This window comes from Pseudomonas sp. MOIL14HWK12:I2, from assembly GCF_000510745.1.
GTDB lineage: Bacteria > Pseudomonadota > Gammaproteobacteria > Pseudomonadales > Pseudomonadaceae > Chryseomonas > Chryseomonas oryzihabitans.
The window spans coordinates 20,487-39,304 of record NZ_AZOA01000012.1 but is presented as its reverse complement, the minus strand read 5'-3'; the positions used below and the strand labels follow the sequence as shown (position 1 = coordinate 39,304).

The following is an 18,818-nucleotide window of genomic DNA, read 5'->3' as shown; positions in this document are numbered from 1 at the left end:
TCACTGCCGGTAGCCGTAGGCCTTGAGCACCGCGGCCGCCTGGGGGCCCTTGAGATAGGCCAGCAGCGCCTTGGCCGCCGGCTGGTCCTGGCCCTTGTCCAGCAATACGGCGTCCTGGCGGATCGGCTCATAGAGTTCGGCCGGCACGATCCAGGCCGAGCCTTCCTTGATCTTGCCGTCCCCGTAGATCTGCGACAGGGCGACGAAGCCCAGCTCGGCATTGCCGGTGGCGACGAACTGGTAGGTCTGGGTGATGTTCTGGCCTTCCACCCGCTTGGCCGCGACCGCCTCGGTCAGGCCCAGTTTGGCCAGCACTTGGCTGGCGGCCAGGCCATAGGGCGCGGTCTTGGGATTGGCCACGGCCAGGTGGGTGAAGGCGTTCCGCTTGAGCACCGCGCCGTCGCCGTCCACATAGCCGGGCTTGGGCGACCAGAGCGCCAGGGTGCCGATGGCATAGGTGAAGCGCGAGCCCTTGACCGCCGCCCCCTCGCTTTCCAGCTTGGCCGGGGTGCTGTCGTCGGCGGAGAGAAAGACCGCGAAGGGCGCGCCATTCCTGATCTGGCCATAGAGCTGGCCGGTGGCGCCGCTGGAAATCACCAGCTGATGGCCGGTGTCCTGGGCGAAGCGCTCGCCGATGGCCTTAAGCGGCGCGCTGAAATTGGCGGCCACGGCGACCTGGACCTCATCGGCCAGGGCCGGGGTGGCCAGGGCTGCGGTGAGCAGGGAAAGCAACAGGCGGGAACGGCTGGATGGCATCGGGCTTTCTTCCTCGGGGCTGGCAATCCCTCCGCAGTCGCAGGACGCTGGCGGCTGCAGAGGGCACAAAAGAAAACGCCGGCAGGTGGCCCCGCCGGCGTTGATCCTGGCGCTTAGGCCAGCTTCTTGTACTTCACCCGCTTGGGCTGGGCCGCGGCCTCGCCCAGGCGCTTCTTGCGATCGGCTTCGTACTCGGTGTAGTTGCCTTCGAAGAACACCACGTTGGAGTCATCCTCGTAGGAGAGGATGTGGGTGGCGATGCGGTCGAGGAACCAGCGATCGTGGGAGATCACGATGGCCGCGCCGGGGAAGTCCAGCAGGGCGTCTTCCAGGGCGCGCAGGGTTTCCACGTCCAGGTCGTTGGAGGGTTCGTCCAGCAGCAGCACGTTGCCGCCCTGCTTGAGGGTCAGCGCCAGGTGCAGACGACCGCGCTCACCGCCGGAGAGATCCTTGACGAACTTCTGCTGGTCGGCGCCCTTGAAGTTGAAGCGACCCACATAGCTGCGCGAGGGCACCTCGTAGTTGCCGATCTTGATCACGTCGGAGCCATCGGAGACCTGCTCCCAGACGGTCTTGGTGTCGGACAGGTTCTCGCGGCTCTGGTCGACGCTGGCCAGTTGCACGGTGTCGCCGATCTCGATGCTGCCCGAATCCGGCTGCTCCTTGCCCATGATCATGCGGAACAGGGTCGACTTGCCCGCGCCGTTGCCGCCGATGACACCGACGATGGCGCCCTTGGGCACCACGAAGCTCAGGTCGTCGATCAGCAGGCGATCGCCGTAGCCCTTGCTGACGTTCTTGAACTCGATGACCTTGTCGCCCAGGCGCTGGCCGGCGGGGATGTAGATCTCGTTGGTCTCGCTGCGCTTCTGGAATTCCTGGGACTGCATTTCCTCGAAGCGCTGCAGGCGGGCCTTGGACTTGGACTGGCGGGCCTTGGCACCGGAGCGCACCCATTCCAGTTCGGCCTTCATGGCCTTGGCATGGGCGGCTTCCTGCTTGGCTTCCTGGGTCAGGCGCGCGGCCTTGGATTCCAGCCAGCCGGAGTAGTTGCCCTCGAAGGGGATGCCCTGGCCACGGTCCAGTTCCAGGATCCAGCCGGCGACGTTGTCGAGGAAGTAGCGGTCGTGGGTGATGGCCACCACGGTACCGGGGAAGTCGTGGAGGAAGTGCTCCAGCCAGGCCACCGAGTCGGCGTCCAGGTGGTTGGTGGGTTCGTCCAGCAGCAGCATGTCGGGAGCCGACAGCAGCAGGCGGCACAGGGCCACGCGGCGCTTCTCGCCACCGGAGAGCACCCCGACCTTGGCGTCCCAGGCCGGCAGGCGCAGAGCGTCGGCGGCGACTTCCAGCTGGCGGTCCAGGTTGTGGCCGTCAGCGGCCTGGAGGATGGCTTCCAGCTTGGCCTGTTCGGCGGCCAGGGCGTCGAAGTCGGCATCCGGCTCGGCGTAGGCGGCATAGACCTCGTCCAGGCGGGCCTGGGCCTGCTTGATCTGACCGACCGCTTCCTCGACCACCTCACGAACCGTCTGCTCGGGATCAAGTTTCGGTTCCTGCGGCAGATAACCCACATTGATACCGGGCATCGGACGCGCTTCACCTTCGATCTCGGTATCGACGCCGGCCATGATGCGCAGCAGCGTCGATTTACCCGCACCGTTCAGACCGAGCACGCCGATCTTGGCGCCGGGAAAGAACGACAGGGAGATGTTCTTGAGGATTTCACGCTTGGGCGGCACGACCTTGCCGACCCGATGCATGGTGTAGACGTATTGAGCCATGGTGGGACCTTGGGACCGGAATGAAAAACAGGGGACACAGTATGGCGTCAGCAGCGAACGCTGTCGAAACCCCGCGCGACGAAAGCGCCGGCGCTGATCACGCGGAAAAAACCGGCGGAGACACCGTCCGGTCCCTTATCATAGGCCATCCCTGCCCCGCGGAATCGGGCGCAGCCGAACGGCCATCGCCTCTGCAGGAACGCAGTCCGTCGTGAACAGCCCGCCCTCCTCGCTGCCGGAAGCGCCGCTCGCCCCCGCCTCGCGACGCCTCACCCGCGGCCTGCTCGTCCTTTCGCTGGTGGCCATGCTGGCCCTGATGTTCTGGCAGGCCTTCGCCAGCGTGGCCGAGCGCGAGGCCCTGCGGCGCGAACAGCTGGACAGCCTGACCCAGCAACTGGCCAACACCGTCGAATTCGGCCTGGCGCTCAAGGCCCAGGCGGTGCGCAGCACCCTGCGCTGGTCGCTGGACCCTACCCTGCCGCTGGCTCCCAACCTGCTGCTCGGCCTCCAGGACTTCTTTCCCGGGCTGCAACAGGTGCGCTGGCTGCCGGCCAACGCCACTCTGCGCGCCGCCCGCCTGGGCGATACGCCGGACGCCGCCTTCATCCAGCAACTGATCGCGCGCGCCGGCCAGGCCGACTTCCGCTACGGCTACAATGCCCAGGCCGCGGCGGCGCCCCTCTATGTGCTGCTGGCCGGCGATCGCGAGGAGCAGCGGGGCTGGTGGGTGCTGACCAGCGCCCCCCTGCTCGAACCCCTGTGGCGGCCGACCCGGGTCCCGTCCGGCCTCGACTGGCGCCTGGAAGATCGCGCCCAGGGCACCCTGCTGTTCCGCGGCGGGGCGACCCTGGCGGCGGACAGCCGCGATGAAGTACGCCAGGAGCTGGCCTACAGCAACTGGCAGGTGGTGGGCAGCCATCCCGCCGAAGACATGGGCACCACCCTGCTGGGGGCCTCCTTCGGCCGCCTGGCGCTGTTCAGCCTGTCCGGCCTGGTGGCGGTCATCCTGCTCTACCTGCTGCTGCGCGAAGAACGTGGCCTGCGCGCCCTGACCCTCGCCTCGCGACGCGGCCTGCGCCTGGCCGGCATCGCCCTCAACGGCATCGAGGAAGCCGTCTGCATGACCCAGGCCGACGGTCGCCTGGTCCATGTCAACGCCACCGCCGCCCGCCTGCTGGGCATCGCCGCCGATGACGCCCAGCAGTTCTTCCTCGCCAGTCTGTTGCCCGAGGTGGTGGCCCTGACGCCCGCCGAACGTGACGGCGGTGCCCTGGTCACCCTGGTGGTGGAAGGCCAGCCGCGGCGCTTCGCGGTCAGCTGCCATGCCCTGGCGGCCAGCCAGCCCAGCGCCCGCGTCCTGCGCGACCGCACCCAGACCCAGGACGGCTTCGTCTGGGTGCTGCGCGACGTCACCGAGCAGCAGCGCAACCTGGAGACCATCCAGACCACCCGGCAGCGCTACGAAAGCATCTTCAACGGGGTGCACACCGGCATCTGCGTGGTCGATCTGAGCGCCGTCCATCCCCACATGCACGCCCTGGGCCTGGAACGTCCCGAGCAACTGGCGGAGCTGTTCGCCCGCCAGCCCGAGGCCCTGGATGCCCTGGGCCGCCAGGTGCGCATCACCGAGATCAACCAGCGCGCCCTGGAAATGCTCGGCATCGGCCACCTGGACCAGGCCTGGGCGCGGCTGGTGGGTGACTCCCGCGTCCAGCTCGGCGGCAAGCGCTACCGCCTGCTGGCCGGTCTGCTCTCCGGCCAGCAGGTGCTGGAACTCGAGACCTGCATCGACACCGCCGAGGGCGAGCGCCATCTCTGGCTGACCATGCACCTGCCGGCCGATCCCCAGCACCTCGATGCCACCCTGCTCAGCCTCACCGACATCACCCAGCGCAAGCTCGGCGAATTGCGCCTGCTCGAGCGCGACAGCTTCTGGTCGAATCTGATCAGCGCCATCCCCGACACCCTCTACACCTACGACGTGGCCAGTGGCGAGCTGACCTACGAGAGTCATTCGCTGGCGCTCAAGCTCGGCTATCCGCCGGAGGCCTTCGCCAGCCTCGGTCCCGCGCGCCTGCACCCGGACGACGTCGAGCTGCACGAGCGAGTGGTCAGCATGCGGCCGACGCTGTGCGACCAGCCCAGCAGCAGCCTCCTGCGCTGGCAGCACCGCAACGGCGGCTGGCGCTGGTTCGACGTGCGCGAGCAACGCCTCGCCAGTGCGGCGGACGGCAGCGCGGCGAGCGTGGTGGGGCTGGCCCTGGACGTCACCGACATGGTCCGCGCCAGCGAGCGCCTGCGCGAGAGCGAGAATCGCTACCGGCAGCTGGCGGAAAGCATCAGCGACGTCATCTTCACCACCGACGCCCAGCTGGTGCTCAACTACCTCAGCCCCTCGGTCGAGGAATTGCTCGGCTATCCCGTCGCCGAGCTGCAACAGCGCACCCTGGCCGAGCTGGTGGTGCATTCGCGCCAGCTGCAGGAATTCCGCCGCACCCTGCAGCGGCTGTTGCGCAGCCTCGACGATCCGCGCGCCCTGGCCGAGTTGCGCCGGGAACACTTCGCGCCCCTGCTGCTGGATTGCCTGCACGCCCAGGGTCACACCCTGCAGATCGAGCTGCGGCTCAAGCCGCTGTGGGACGACCACGAGCGCTTCGCCGGCCTGCTCGGCATCTGCCGCGACATCTCCGCCCAGCGCCGCACGGAAAAGGACATGCGCATGGCGGCCACGGTGTTCGACCACTCCGCCGGCGCCATCCTGGTCACCGACCCGGCCGGCTACATCGTGCGGGTCAACCGCACCTTCACCCGCATCACCGGCTTCAGCCCCGAAGAGGTGTTCGACCAGCAGCCGATGATGCTCTGCGCGGACAAGCAGGAAGCCAACCAGCTGCAGCACGTGATGCAGCAGCTGCGCACCCAGGAGAGCTGGGAAGGCGAACTCTGGCAGCGACGCCAGGACAACGAGCCCTACCCCTCCTGGGTCGGCATCACCGCCATCCGCGACGACGACGGCGACCTGATGAGCTATGTCTGCTTCTTCGTCGACATCAGCGAGCGCAAGGCCAGCGAAAGACGCATCCATCGCCTCGCCTACTACGACGCCCTGACCCTGCTGCCCAACCGCACCCTGTTCCAGGACCGCCTGCACAACGCCCTGCAGCAGAGTCGCCACAACGGCAGCTGGGTGGTGCTGATGTTCCTCGACCTCGACCGCTTCAAGCCGATCAACGACAGCCTCGGCCACGCCGCCGGTGACCGCCTGCTCAAGGAGGTGGCCATGCGCCTGACCGCCTGCGTGGGCACCGAGGACAGCGTGGCGCGCATGGGTGGCGACGAATTCACCCTGCTGCTGTCGGGCCTGGAAACCCGCGAAGTGGCCCTGGCCCAGGCGATCCGCGTCGGCGAGCAGATCCTCACCCAGCTGTCCGAGGCCTTCGTGCTCGAAGGCCGCGAATTCTTCGTCTCCGCCAGCATCGGCATCGCCCTCTCGCCGCAGGACGGCCATGAGCTCAGCCAGCTGATGAAGAACGCCGACACCGCCATGTACCACGCCAAGGAGATGGGCAAGAACAACTTCCAGTTCTACCAGGCCGAGATGAACGCCCGCGCCCTGGAACGCCTGGAACTGGAAGCCGATCTGCGGCACGCCCTGCTGCAGGGCGAATTCCGCCTGCACTACCAGCCGCAGTACCGCTGCGACAACCGGCGCCTGACCGGGGTCGAGGCCCTGCTGCGCTGGGAGCATCCGGTGCGCGGCCACGTCTCGCCGGCGGAATTCATCCCGGTGCTCGAAGAGATCGGCCTGGTGGTCCAGGTCGGGGACTGGGTGATTCGCGAGGCCTGCCGGCAGATGCGCGAGTGGCACGCGGCCAGGGTGCGCATTCCCAAGGTCTCGGTGAATCTCTCCGCGCGGCAATTCAGCGACGGCCAGCTCGGCCAGCGCATCGCCGCGATCCTCGCCGAGACCGGCCTGGCGCCGGCCTGCCTGGAGCTGGAACTGACCGAGAGCATCCTGATGCGCGACGTCGGCGAGGCCCTGCAACTGCTCGGCGAACTCAAGAGTCTGGGCCTGTGCATCGCGGTGGACGACTTCGGCACCGGCTATTCCTCGCTCAACTACCTCAAGCAGTTCCCCATCGACATCCTCAAGATCGACCGCAGCTTCGTCGACGGCCTGCCCCACGGCGAGCAGGATGCGCAGATCGCCCGGGCCATCATCGCCATGGCCCACAGCCTCAATCTCTCGGTGATCGCCGAGGGCGTCGAGGAACCGGCGCAACTGGAATTCCTGCGCCTGCATGGCTGCGACGAGGTGCAGGGCTTCCTCTTCGACCGTCCGCTGCCGCCGGATCTGCTGCGCGAACGGCTGGAGCACCAGGGGCTGTTTCCGGTCCTGACATGAGACCGATGGCGCCACCGCATGACCGGCGCTCATACCTCAGAGTTCCCGCGATGGGGTAGAATACTGCCCCTCACGAGCCCGATCGGGCTCGCTCTTCGCCATGCCTCAGGGGACCCTGCCGCCATGTTCAGCCGTGAAACCACCCTCGCCCGCTTCGACGCCGACCTGTATGCCGCCATGCAGCAGGAAGCCCAGCGTCAGGAAGATCACATCGAGCTGATCGCTTCGGAAAACTACACCAGCCCGGCGGTCATGGAAGCCCAGGGCAGCGTGCTGACCAACAAGTACGCCGAAGGCTATCCCCACAAGCGCTACTATGGCGGCTGCGAATACGTCGACGTGGTCGAGCAATTGGCCATCGACCGCGCCAAGCAGCTGTTCGGCGCCGACTACGCCAACGTCCAGCCGCACTCCGGCTCCCAGGCCAACTCGGCCGTCTACCTCGCGCTGATCGAAGCCGGTGACACCATCCTCGGCATGAGCCTGGCTCACGGCGGTCACCTGACCCACGGCGCCACCGTGTCCTCTTCCGGCAAGCTGTACAACGCCGTGCAGTACGGCATCGACGAGCAGGGCCTGATCGACTACGCCGAGGTCGAGCGCCTGGCCCAGGAGCACAAGCCCAAGGTCATCGTCGCCGGCTACTCCGCCTACTCCCAGGTGCTGGACTTCGCCCGCTTCCGCGCCATCGCCGATGCCGTGGGTGCCTACCTGTTCGTCGACATGGCCCACTTCGCCGGCCTGGTCGCCGCCGGGGTCTACCCCAACCCGGTCCCCTTCGCCGACGTGGTCACCAGCACCACCCACAAGACCCTGCGCGGTCCGCGTGGCGGCCTGATCCTGGCCAAGGCCAACGAAGCCATCGAGAAGAAGCTCAACTCGGCGGTCTTCCCCGGTGCCCAGGGCGGCCCGCTGATGCACGTCATCGCCGGCAAGGCGGTGTGCTTCAAGGAAGCCCTGCAGCCCGAGTTCAAGACCTACCAGCAGCAGGTGATCAAGAACGCCCAGGCCATGGCCGGCGTGTTCATCGAGCGTGGCTTCAACGTCGTCTCCGGCGGCACCGACAACCACCTGTTCCTGCTCAGCCTGATCAAGCAGGAAATCACCGGCAAGGACGCGGACGCCGCCCTGGGTCGCGCCTTCATCACCGTGAACAAGAACTCGGTGCCGAACGATCCGCGCTCGCCCTTCGTCACCTCCGGTCTGCGCATCGGCACCCCGGCCGTCACCACCCGTGGCTTCCAGGAAGCCGAGTGCCGCGAACTGGCCGGCTGGATCTGCGACATCCTTGGCAACATGGGCGACGAATCGGTGATCGACGCCGTCCGTGAAAAGGTCAAGGCCGTCTGCGCTCGCCTGCCGGTCTACGGCAAGTAAGAGGCACGCCTTCCCCTTCTCCCCCTGGGAGAGGGCCGGGGTGAGGGAACCCCCAGAACAAAGAGCCCCGACCAAATGGCCGGGGCTCTTTGCATTTCCAGAAGGGTCGTCAAGGCAGCCAGGCCAGCTCTTGCCGCACGCCGGAAGCTTTCGAAAAAGAAAAACCCCGGCCAGTGCCGGGGTTTTTCTTTGTCAGGCGTCGATCAGGCCTTAGAGGACCTGGAGATCGCCCAACCCATCCAGATAGCGCTCGGCGTCCAGTGCCGCCATGCAGCCGGCACCGGCCGAGGTGATGGCCTGGCGGTAGGTGTGGTCGGCTACGTCGCCGGCGGCGAACACGCCCGGCACGTTGGTGGCGGTGGCATTGGCCTCGCGGCCGCCCTTCACCACCAGATAGCCGTCGTGGGTCTCCAGCTGGCCTTCGAACAACCCGGTGTTGGGGGTATGGCCGATGGCGACGAACAGACCGGCCACCTGCAGCTCTTCGCTGCTGCCATCGTTGTTCTTGATGCGCACGCCGGTGACGCCCATGTTGTCACCCAGCACCTCGTCGACGCTGGCGTTGAGCTTGAGCGCCATCTTGCCTTCGGCGACCCGGGCACGCAGCTTGTCCTGCAGGATCTTCTCGGCGCGGAAGGTCTCGCGGCGGTGGATCAGGGTCACCTTGCTGGCGATGTTGGCCAGGTACAGGGCTTCCTCGACCGCGGTGTTGCCGCCGCCGACCACCGCCACCTCACGGTTGCGATAGAAGAAGCCGTCGCAGGTGGCGCAGGCGGACACGCCCTTGCCCATGAAGGCCTCCTCGCTGGCCAGGCCCAGGTAGCGGGCGCTGGCACCGGTGGCGATGATCAGGGCGTCGCAGGTGTAGGTGGCGCTGTCACCCTTGAGGGTGTAGGGCTTGCCGCCAAAGTCCACGGCGTTGATGTGATCGAAGACGATCTCGGTCTCGAAGCGCTCGGCGTGCTCGCGCATCCGCTCCATCAGCGCCGGACCGGTCAGGTCGTGGGGGTCACCCGGCCAGTTGTCGACCTCGGTGGTGGTGGTCAGCTGGCCGCCCATCTGCATGCCGGTGATCAAGAGCGGCTTGAGGTTGGCACGGGCGGCATAGACCGCGGCCGTGTAACCGGCCGGACCGGAACCGAGGATGATGAGACGCGAATGGCGCGAGTTGCTGACTTCAGACATGACATTCTCCCTGCCGGGGTCTCCGGCAGACCTAAGAGTAGAGTGGCCGGCGCGCCCTGGGGGCATGCCGGCCGGTGTGCGTGCGGAGCCGTTCCGCAAGCGCCAGTCGCTCCTGGCGACGGCGCGACCGGCGCCAAAAGGCGGACACCGGGTCCAGGGATGGGGCTCAGCCTAACGGGTGCCGCCCCTCCACAGAAGCGACCATTCTAAATCCAGACCATAGGGCGCGCCTATGTCGACCGCTTCGGCCAGGGAGCCCTGAGGTAAGCTGTGCCTCCCGCCACCTGTCAGGAATCTTCATGGCCGTCGCTCCGCTGTCCGGCTCCGCCTACTTCGCCGAAGGGCTGCGCCTGGTGACCCGCCCCGGCATGCGCCGCTTCGTGGTCATCCCGCTGACCATCAACCTACTGCTCTACGCCGCCATTCTCACCTTTGCCGTGCGCGGCTTCGAGGGTTGGCTGGAGCAGCTGATGCCAAGCCTGCCGGCCTGGGCGAGCTTCGTCGAATGGCTGCTCTGGCCACTGTTCGTGCTCCTGCTGCTGGCGATCATCTTCTTTACCTTCACGATGCTGGCCAACCTGGTGGCGGCGCCCTTCAACGGCTTTCTGGCGGAAAAGGTCGAGGTCATGGTGCGCGGCCAGGACGACTTCCCGCCGTTCAATCTCACCGAACTGGTCACCATGGTGCCGCGCACCCTGCAGCGCGAACTGCGCAAGCTGGGCTACTACCTGCCGCGCGCCCTGGGCCTGCTGGTGCTGACCTTCATCCCCGGCCTCAACCTGATCGCCGCGCCACTGTGGATCCTGTTCGGTGTCTGGATGATGGCGGTGCAGTACATCGACTTCCCCGCCGACAACCACAAGCTGGACTTCCGTGCCATGCTCGCCTGGCTGCGCACCCGCCGCCTGCGCTGCCTGGGCTTTGGCGGGGTGACCTACCTGGCGCTGCTGGTCCCTGGCCTGAACGCCCTGTTCATGCCCGCCGCAGTGGCCGGGGCGACGCTGTTCTGGGTACGTGAAGGGGGCGACAAGGCCCTGGTGGTGCGTCCCTAAGGCACCCTACCAGCCCCCTCTCCCCCTGGGAGAGGGTTGGGGTGAGGGCCACGTCGCACGGACGCCACAAACGACAACGCCCGCGCCGGCAGAGCCGGACACGGGCGTCGCGGGAGCCTGAGGCCAGGCTTAGTGGTGATGCCCACCTTCGCCATGGATGTGGCCGTGGGCGATTTCTTCGTCGCTGGCCGCACGCACGTTGACCACCTTGACGTCGAAGTTCAGACGCTGGCCAGCCAGGGGGTGGTTGCCGTCGACGGTGACCTGGTCGCCGTCGATGTCACGCACGGTGACGATCTGCATGGCGCCGTCCGGGCCGGAGGCGTGGAACTGCATGCCCACTTCCAGCTCGTCCACGCCTTCGAACATTTCCTTGCCCAGGGTGGCAACCAGTTCGGGGGTGTATTCGCCGTAGGCGTCTTCCGGCTCGATGGCCACCTTCAGCTCGTCGCCGGCCTGCTTGCCGGAAAGGGCGCGCTCGAGGCCGGGAATGATGTTGCCCGCGCCTTGCAGGTACACCAGCGGAGCACCACCAGCGGAGCTGTCGATGACTTCGCCGGCGTCGTTGGTCAGGGTGTAGTCGATGGATACTGCCGTGTTCGCCGCGATCTGCATGGCCAGAACCTTCATGCTGGGAAAAAATAGGATTGACGCATCAGTCTACGCGTCCAACCTAGCAATTGCGAATGCGTTCGGTCAGTCCCCTGGCGCCCGGAGGCATCTGGAGGGCGCCCCTGCAACGGTGCCCGACCGCTCGTCACGAGATCGCCACGGCCGCTTCACGGGGCTGTCATCCCGGCTACCTAGGGTTTGCTGCATACCCACTGCCGGAGCCCTGCCATGCCGATTCCAGTGTCCGCACCGCCCGCGCTGCGCGCCGAACGCCTGTCGACCGCCGCGGATATCCGCGCCGCCCAGCGCCTGCGGGCCAACGTCTTCGGCAGCACCTACGGCGTGCATTTCGCCGACAACCTCGACCAGGATGTCTACGACGCCCACTGCCTGCACCTGGGGGTGCGCGACCTGCGCAGCGGCGAGCTGATCGCCACCACGCGACTGCTCGACGGACGCCGCCGCGAGCGCCTGGGCAGTCTCTACAGCGAAAGCGAATTCCAGCTGGAAGGCCTGGACGGCCTGCAGGGTCCGCTGCTGGAAATCGGCCGCACCTGCGTGGCGCCCGGGCATCGCACCGGCGCCGCCATCGCCCTGCTGTGGGCGGAACTGGCCGAAATCATGGCCTGTGGCGACTATCGCTACCTCATGGGCTGCGCCAGCGTGCCCATGGCCGATGGCGGTCTGCAGGCCGCCGCCCTGCTGCGCCAGGCCGCGCGGGACGAACGCACCCCGGCGATCCGCGCCACGCCGCGGCGCCCGCTGCCCTTCGTCGCCGTGCCGGACAACCTGGTGGTGCAGCTGCCGCCCCTGCTCAAGGCCTATCTGCGCCTGGGCGCCCAGGTCTGCGGCGCGCCCTGCTGGGATCCGGAATTCGGCGTGGCCGACGTCTTCATCCTGCTCAAGCGCGAAGACCTCTGCCCACGCTATGCCCGCCACTTCAAGGCCGCGGTATGAGGCGACTGCGCCTCGCCCTGCGGTTGCTGCCGGTGCTGGCCGCGCTGCTGCTCGGGGCGCTGTTCGCCCTGACGGTGGCGCTGGCGGTAACGCTCGGTCGGCGGCCCTGCCTGGGGCTGCGGCAACGGCTGACGCGGCGCTTCTTCCAGCTGCTGGCTCGGGCGCTGCGCTTGCGCCTGGAGGTCCGGGGCGAGGTGCCGCACGGCACCCATCTGTGGCTGGCCAATCATGTGTCCTGGTTGGACATCGTCGCCCTCGGCAGCCTGCGGCCGCTGGGCTTCTTGTCCAAGGCGGAGGTGGCGGACTGGCCCTTCGCCGGCTGGCTGACGCGCCAGGCCGGCACCCTGTTCATCCGCCGCGGTGCCGAACGCGGCGACGCCCTGGGCGAAGCCTTGACCACGCGCCTGACCCAGGGCCTGTCGCTGGCGCTCTTTCCCGAGGGCACCACCACCGACGGCAGCGTGCTGCGGACCTTTCATGGCCGGCTGCTGAGTCCGGCCATCGCCACCGGCACTCCGCTGCAACCCGTGGCCCTGAGCTACTGGCGCCACGGCGAGCCTGACCGGGCCGCGGCCTTCATCGGCGACGACGACCTGGTCAGCCATCTGCTGCGCCTGCTGGAGAATGGCGGGACCACCCTGAGGATCGAGTTGCTGCCCGCGGTGCTGCCCCAAGGCCAGGCGCGCCAGGTACTGGCGGGTCGCTGCCAGGCGGCCATCGCCGCCCGCCTCGGGATTCAGCTGGAAACCCGCGCCGCCCGCTCGGCGGCGGCGAAGGCCTGCAACTGCGGATAGAAGTCGCGAAAGTCTGCCAGCAGGCCGTCGTAGGCGGCCTCCAGTTCGGCGAAGGCCCCGGCCAGCAGCTCCGGGCGTGACAGCCGCCGCGCCATGCCTTCCACCACCCGCTCCAGCACGGCGAAGTCTTGGTAGCTGCCCAGCCAGTCCTGACGCGCCATCAGGGGCGCGATGCGGGCCAGCCGCGGCGGCAGCTCCGGCTCCTCCAGCAGGGTCTGGTAGCAGTCCGCGACGAAATCCGGCAGCGGCTGCTCGGCATAGTCGTGCCAGAGGCGCGCCAGGCAGTGATCGAAGAAGACATCCACCAGCAGTCCGGCCACCCGCCGCCGCGCCGCGGGCAACCGGGTCTTGGCCCGGATCACCAGGGGATGGTCGTCGGTATAGACGTCGATGCGCCGGTGCAGCCGGATGCCGGCGGCGATCCCGGCCGGCCAGAGGTCCGCCGAGCCCTTGACGAAATCGCCGTAGAGACTGCCGAGGCGATCTTCGCGGCCGGGGCCGCCCAGGTGCAGGTGCGCGAGATAGTTCATCCCCTCAGCATACTCCAGCCGCGACCGGGCGGTTTTCCTGGACGACCCGCGGCTGCTAGGCTCGGACCTCCCTTCCCTGTCCGCTGGAGTCGTCATGCCCGTTCGCGCCGTGTTCCTCGACTATGCCTCTCTCGACCTGGGCGATCTGGACCCGGCGCCCTTGCGCGCGGTGTTCGACGAACTGGAACTCCATCCGGCGAGCGCCACGGAGGAGGTCGCGGCGCGCCTGGCCGGCGCCCAGGTCGCCCTCGTCAACAAGGTGGTGCTGGACGCCGCCATCCTGGCCGCCTGCCCCGAGTTGAAGCTGGTGCTGGTCAGCGCCACAGGCACCAACAACATCGACCTGGAGGCCGCACGCGCCCAGGGCGTGCGCGTCTGCAACTGCCAGGGCTACGGCACCGCCTCGGTCGCCCAGCACACCCTGGCGCTGCTGCTGGCCCTGGCCACCCGGTTGCCGGACTACCAAGCGGACATCCGCGCCGGTCGCTGGCAGAGCGCCAGCCAGTTCTGCCTGCTCGATCACCCCATCGTCGAGCTGGAGGGCAAGACCCTGGGCCTGCTCGGCCTCGGCGAACTGGGCAGCGCGGTCAAGCGGCTGGCCGAAGCCTTCGGCATGCAGACCCTGGTGGGCCAGTTGCCCGGTCGGCCCGCCCGCCCGGGCAGCCTGCCGCTGGCCGAGCTGCTGCCCCAGGTGGATGCCCTGACGATGCACTGCCCGCTGACCGAGCAGACCCGCGGCCTTATCGGTAAGGCGGAACTGGCGGCGATGAAACCCACGGCCTTCCTGGTCAACACCGCCCGCGGCGGCATCGTCGACGAACAGGCCCTGGCCGACTGCCTGAGACGCGGCCACCTGGCCGGCGCCGCCACCGACGTGCTCAGCGTCGAGCCGCCGCGCGACGGCAATCCGCTGCTGGCCGGCGACATTCCACGACTGATCGTCACCCCGCACAACGCCTGGGGCAGTCGCGAGGCGCGCCAGCGGATCATTGGCCAGCTCGCCGCCAATGCCGAGGGTCATTTCGCCGGCACGCCGCAGCGGGTGGTCTGCTAAAGTTCGCGCTTTTTTCGCCAGGTAGCCCCATGGATCCGCGCAGCGAAGTCCTCCTCCGTCACCCCGAGCGCTTTGGCGGCGCCTTGCTGCTGGCCGGCTTGCCGGCCGATGAGCTGCTGGGCGCCCTGCCCGCGGCCAGCGGCTGGAGTTGGCATGCGGGCGAGGCCGAACAACTGATGCGGCGCTATCCGGGTCGCGTCAGCCTGGGGACCGAGCCCCCGGCGGGCGACTTCACCGCTGCCGTGCTGTTCCTGCCCAAGTCCCGCGAGGCCACCGACTTCCTGCTCACCGCCCTGAGCCAGCGCCTGCCGGCCGCGGGTAGTCTGTTTCTGGTCGGGGAAAAGAAGGCCGGGATCGAACGCGCGGCGCGCCAGCTGGGCGCCCTGGGCCAGGCCAGCAAGCTCGACAGTGCCCGCCATTGCCAACTGTGGGTGGTGCAGGGCGCTCGTACCTCGGCCGATCCGCAGCCGGACGCCTGGCTGCAACGTCACCGGCTGGAGCGGGCGGGGATGAGTCTGGAGATCTTCAGCCTGCCGGGCGTGTTCAGCCATGGCCGGCTGGACGTGGGCACGGCGCTACTGCTGGAACACCTCGACGGCTTGCCCGAGGGGGCGGTACTGGACTTCGGTTGTGGCGCCGGCGTGGTCGGCGCCGCCCTGGCCCGCCGCTATCCCGCCAGCAGCCTGCACCTGCTCGACGTGGACGCCTTCGCCGCGGCCAGCAGTCGCCAGACCCTGGCGGCCAATGGCCTGGCCGGAACCGTGATCGCCGGTGACGGCATCGCCGCGGCGCCCACCGGTCTTGCCGCCATCGTCAGCAACCCGCCCTTCCACAGCGGCGTGAAGACCGACTACCGCACCACCGAGACCCTGCTGGCCGAGGCGGTGCGTCATCTGCGTCCCGGCGGCGAATTGCGCCTGGTGGCCAACAGCTTCCTGCGCTATCCGCCGTTGATCGAGGCCGCCTTCGGCAATTGCCGCACCCTGGCCGAGCGCGACGGCTTCAAGGTCTACAGCGCCCGTCGGCGGTAGCGACACCGCGCCCTGTCGGGCTTCGCTGCGCTCAACCCAACTTACGGCGCCTACCCGCCCCCTCTCCCCCTGGGAGAGGGCTGGGGTGAGGGAAACCCTCTCACCCAACCCAAACCCTCAACCCTTCTTCGCCGCCTCGTACAGCGGCATCACCTTGGGAATCGCCGCCTGCAGGGCCTTGGTGCGGTTGGCGTCGGAGGGGTGGGTGCTGAGGAATTCCGCCGGCTGCTTGCCCTGGCTGGCCTGGGCCATCTTCTGCCAGAGGGTGATGGCGGCATTGGGGTTGTAGCCGGCACGCGCCGAAAGCTCCAGACCGATGAGATCCGCCTCGTTCTCGTTGCCGCGGCTGAACGGCAGGGTCAGGGCCACCTGGGACACCTGGTCGGCCAGCTGCATGCCGCCCTGGCCAACGCCCAGCAGGGCGCCGCCGAGGTTCTCCCCCATCTGGATGGCATAGGCCCGCGACATCTGCTCGCGACTGTGCTCGCGCAGGGCGTGGGCGATCTCGTGGCCCATCACCGCCGCCAGTTCGTCGTCGGTCAGCTTGAGCTGATCGATGAGGCCGCTGTAGACGAAGATCTTGCCGCCGGGGCCGCAGTTGGCGTTGAGTTCGTCGCTCTGCACCAGGTTGACCTGCCAGTCCCAGTTCACCGCGTCCGGACGGAAGGCCGCGGTCTGCGGGATCAGCCGCTTGGCGATGGCGGCCACGCGCTTGCCGTCGGCCGTGTCGTTGGCCAGCTTGCCGGCGGACTTGGCCTCGCTGACCGTCTTGGCATAGGACTGGGCGTACATCTGGTTGACCTGCTGCTCGGACAGCATGCTGAACATGTACTGCTTGCGCTGCACCCCGACCGCACCACCGGAGGTGGTATTGACGGTCTGGCAGGCGACCAGCAGCAGGCTCAGGGACAGGCCTGCGAGGGGAAGGATACGGCGCATGGGAATCTCCAGGTATCGAGGCGGATACAGTCTAGAGAGGGGCGTCAGACCCGGCAACGTCCGGTAATGCCCGGCAACGCTCTCCTGCCAGCCGACCGGAGGCCTCAATGGACAGACATCTGCGCCGATAGCTCCCGGTATCGAACGCCCCGGAGTCCCCCATGAATTCCCGCTCCATCCGCACCTCCATCACCCTGCTGGCCGGCGCCTGCATCCTGGCGGTGGTCGCTGCCCTGATCGCCTACACCCTGTTCGCCGGTCAGCGCACCCGCGCCCTGGTCGACAGCCATACCGAGGCCCTGGCCGCCACGGCCGCCGAAGCCCGGCTCACGGCCGAGGCCGAGGCCGTGGGCAACCAGCTGCAACGCCAGCTGGACGTCCCCCTGCAACTGGCCAGTCAGCTGGCGCAACTCAACGTGGCCATGGCCAGTCCGGGCGACCAGCAGGTCGAGCTGGATCGCCAGAGTCTGGTCCGCCTGCTGGGCCGGAGTCTGCAGCGCCAGTCCGGCCTGCTCAGTCTCTATACCGTCTGGGAACCCAATGCCATCGACGGCCAGGACGACCGCCATCGCGGTGATGCCGCGGCCGGCTACGACGAGCATGGGCGCTTCACCCCCTGGTGGCACAAGACCCTCGACGGCGATGTGACGGTGGAACCGATCGGCCCGACCGTGGAAAGCCAGACCCGGCTGCCCTCGGGCGTGCGCGAAGGCGAGTACTACCTCTGCCCGCGGGAAAATCGCACCACCTGCGTGCTCGACCCCATGCCCGACACGGTCAACGAGCAGCAGGTGCTGATCGCCTCCTTCAACGTGCCGATCCTGGTCGGCGGCGCCTTCAAGGGCGTGGTCGGTGCCGACGTGCCGCTGGACTTCATCCAGCGCCAGCTGGTCAAGGCCAATGGCCGCCTCTATGGCGGCGTGGGCCGCATGGCTCTGGTGGCCGGCCGCGGCACCCTGGTCGCCTACACCGCCGATGCCAGCCAGCTGGGCAAACCGGCCGAACCGGTGCTGGGCGCGACCCTGGCCGGCCTCAAGGACCTGGGCGAAGGCGTCACCCGGCGCTTCGACGCCCAGAGCGAGCGCTATCAGGTCTATCTGCCGCTGCGCTTCGCCGGCGACAACCGCCAGGTCTGGACGCTGATCATCGAACTCCCCCGCGAAGCCGTGCTGGCCGACCTCTACAGCCTCAAGGAAACCCTCGGCAGCCAACGCCACCAGGACGTGATCGGCATGCTGCTGGTGGGCCTGGCGGTCGCTGGCGCCGGTCTACTGGTACTCTGGCTGATCAGCCTGCGCATCGCCCGGCCGCTGCGGCAGATGGTGACCATGCTCGACGCCATCGGCCAGGGCGACGGTGACCTCACCCAGCGCCTCGCCACCGAGCGCCGCGACGAGGTCGGTGCCATGGCCGGCGGCTTCAATCGCTTCCTGGCCTCGCTGCAGGGCCTCATCGGCCAGCTGATCCGCTCGGTGGGCGAGGTGGCCTCGGCCGCCGAGCACACCTCCCATATCGCCCAGCGCACCCGCGACGGCGTGCAGCGCCAGCTGCAGGAGATCGACCAGTTGGCCACCGCCATGCAGGAGATGACCGCCACCGCCCAGGACGTGGCCGGCAATGCCGGTCGCGCGGCGCGGGCCGCCACCGAGGCGGACGGCGCGGTCAACGAAGGCCAGCGGCTGGTGCAGCAGAACGTCGCCAGCAGCGCCGCCCTCGCCCGGGAGATCGAGCGCGCGGTGGAGCAGGTCCGCCGGGTCGCCGAGGACAGCGAGAACATCGGCTCCATCCTCACCACCATCAACGGCATCGCCGAGCAGACCAATCTGCTGGCGCTCAACGCCGCCATCGAGGCGGCGCGTGCCGGCGAGCAGGGCCGCGGCTTTGCCGTGGTGGCCGACGAGGTGCGCAACCTGGCGCAAAAGACCCAGGTCGCCACCGGCGAGATCCAGGAGATGATCCAGCGCCTGCAGCAGGGCACCCGCGAGGCGGTGACGGTGATGCAGGCCAGCGGCGCCCAGACCAGCACCCAGGTCGCCCAGACCGAGGCCACCCGCCAGGCCCTGGACACCATCCTGGCGGCGGTGGGCGAGATCACCAGCATGAATCTGCAGATCGCCAGCGCCGCGGAAGAACAGAGCGCGGTGGCCGAGGACATCAATCGCAACGTGGTCAATATCGGCCAGAGCGCCCAGGCGGTCCACGGCGAAGCCGACAGCGCCTCCCGCGCCGGCCAGCAACTGCGCGAACTGGCCGAACAGCAACGCCAGCTGGCGGGACGGTTCCGGGTCTAGCCCCCTCCCCTCAAGTGCCAAGCCCCCCTCTCCCTCCTGGGAGAGGCCGGGGTGAGG

At 68.4% G+C, this 18,818-nt stretch carries 14 protein-coding genes and 1 pseudogene; 9 read left to right on the top strand and 6 right to left on the bottom strand.

Translation table 11 applies throughout. The annotated features are described in order from the left end of the window. Together modA and ettA are read right to left on the bottom strand one after the other, a co-directional pair. A complete protein-coding gene (gene modA, locus PSK12I2_RS0111115) occupies nucleotides 1–756 on the bottom strand; it encodes a molybdate ABC transporter substrate-binding protein (RefSeq protein WP_027598442.1) in 756 nt (251 codons plus the stop codon). 113 nt (nucleotides 757–869) lie between these two features. Beyond that, nucleotides 870–2,534, bottom strand: a complete 1,665-nt coding sequence (gene ettA, locus PSK12I2_RS0111110) for an energy-dependent translational throttle protein EttA (RefSeq protein ID WP_007162716.1) — start codon at nucleotides 2,532–2,534, stop codon at nucleotides 870–872. 211 nt (nucleotides 2,535–2,745) lie between these two features. Here ettA and PSK12I2_RS0111105 point away from each other — a divergent pair, with 211 nt between their 5' ends. Next, complete coding sequence (locus PSK12I2_RS0111105) at nucleotides 2,746–6,939, top strand: EAL domain-containing protein (RefSeq protein WP_027598441.1); 4,194 nt, start codon at nucleotides 2,746–2,748, stop codon at nucleotides 6,937–6,939. Nucleotides 6,940–7,062: 123 nt separating this feature from the next. Then, complete coding sequence (gene glyA / locus PSK12I2_RS0111100) at nucleotides 7,063–8,316, top strand: serine hydroxymethyltransferase (protein ID WP_027598440.1); 1,254 nt, start codon at nucleotides 7,063–7,065, stop codon at nucleotides 8,314–8,316. 210 nt (nucleotides 8,317–8,526) lie between these two features. On the opposite strand, the gene trxB is transcribed toward glyA, so the two are convergent. Beyond that, complete coding sequence (gene trxB, locus PSK12I2_RS0111095) at nucleotides 8,527–9,501, bottom strand: thioredoxin-disulfide reductase (protein ID WP_027598439.1); 975 nt, start codon at nucleotides 9,499–9,501, stop codon at nucleotides 8,527–8,529. A gap of 299 nt (nucleotides 9,502–9,800) precedes the next feature. On the opposite strand from trxB, the gene cysZ reads away from it, so the two are divergent. Beyond that, nucleotides 9,801–10,553, top strand: a complete 753-nt coding sequence (gene cysZ, locus PSK12I2_RS0111090; protein WP_007162720.1) for a sulfate transporter CysZ — start codon at nucleotides 9,801–9,803, stop codon at nucleotides 10,551–10,553. 129 nt (nucleotides 10,554–10,682) lie between these two features. Here cysZ and PSK12I2_RS0111085 read toward each other — a convergent pair whose 3' ends face one another. Next, nucleotides 10,683–11,168: a peptidylprolyl isomerase gene (locus PSK12I2_RS0111085; protein WP_027598438.1), complete on the bottom strand. Its 486-nt coding sequence runs from the start codon at nucleotides 11,166–11,168 to the stop codon at nucleotides 10,683–10,685. A gap of 225 nt (nucleotides 11,169–11,393) precedes the next feature. On the opposite strand from PSK12I2_RS0111085, the gene PSK12I2_RS23920 reads away from it, so the two are divergent. Next, on the top strand, nucleotides 11,394–12,122 hold the full coding sequence (locus PSK12I2_RS23920; protein ID WP_037007673.1) for a GNAT family N-acetyltransferase: 729 nt from the start codon (nucleotides 11,394–11,396) through the stop codon (nucleotides 12,120–12,122). Next, nucleotides 12,119–12,916: a 1-acyl-sn-glycerol-3-phosphate acyltransferase gene (locus PSK12I2_RS0111070; RefSeq protein WP_027598584.1), complete on the top strand. Its 798-nt coding sequence runs from the start codon at nucleotides 12,119–12,121 to the stop codon at nucleotides 12,914–12,916. Before PSK12I2_RS23920 ends, PSK12I2_RS0111070 begins: the two co-directional genes overlap by 4 nt. Here the strand turns inward: PSK12I2_RS0111070 and PSK12I2_RS0111065 are convergent. Further along, the gene (locus tag PSK12I2_RS0111065) at nucleotides 12,859–13,446 is read right to left on the bottom strand and encodes an ACP phosphodiesterase (RefSeq protein WP_027598436.1); all 588 of its coding nucleotides are present in this window, start codon (nucleotides 13,444–13,446) and stop codon (nucleotides 12,859–12,861) included. The genes PSK12I2_RS0111070 and PSK12I2_RS0111065 overlap by 58 nt on opposite strands. A 94-nt stretch (nucleotides 13,447–13,540) precedes the next feature. On the opposite strand from PSK12I2_RS0111065, the gene PSK12I2_RS0111060 reads away from it, so the two are divergent. Further along, nucleotides 13,541–14,500 (top strand): 2-hydroxyacid dehydrogenase, encoded by a 960-nt coding sequence (locus PSK12I2_RS0111060; RefSeq protein ID WP_027598435.1) that lies wholly within the window; start codon nucleotides 13,541–13,543, stop codon nucleotides 14,498–14,500. A 29-nt stretch (nucleotides 14,501–14,529) separates the two neighbouring features. Continuing rightward, entirely contained in the window at nucleotides 14,530–15,531 is a 1,002-nt protein-coding gene (locus PSK12I2_RS0111055; protein WP_027598434.1) for a class I SAM-dependent methyltransferase, read from the top strand. 117 nt (nucleotides 15,532–15,648) lie between these two features. Here the strand turns inward: PSK12I2_RS0111055 and PSK12I2_RS0111050 are convergent, their stop codons facing one another. After that, nucleotides 15,649–16,470, bottom strand: coding sequence for a M48 family metallopeptidase (locus PSK12I2_RS0111050; protein ID WP_007162727.1), 822 nt, complete (start codon nucleotides 16,468–16,470; stop codon nucleotides 15,649–15,651). A 161-nt stretch (nucleotides 16,471–16,631) separates the two neighbouring features. Here PSK12I2_RS0111050 and PSK12I2_RS25495 point away from each other — a divergent pair. Beyond that, nucleotides 16,632–17,903: pseudogene (locus PSK12I2_RS25495) on the top strand (HAMP domain-containing protein); the annotation flags it as partial. Beyond that, entirely contained in the window at nucleotides 17,877–18,761 is an 885-nt protein-coding gene (locus PSK12I2_RS25490) for a methyl-accepting chemotaxis protein (protein ID WP_371100520.1), read from the top strand. The pseudogene PSK12I2_RS25495 and the gene PSK12I2_RS25490, both read left to right, overlap by 27 nt. Nucleotides 18,762–18,818: the final 57 nt, after the last annotated feature.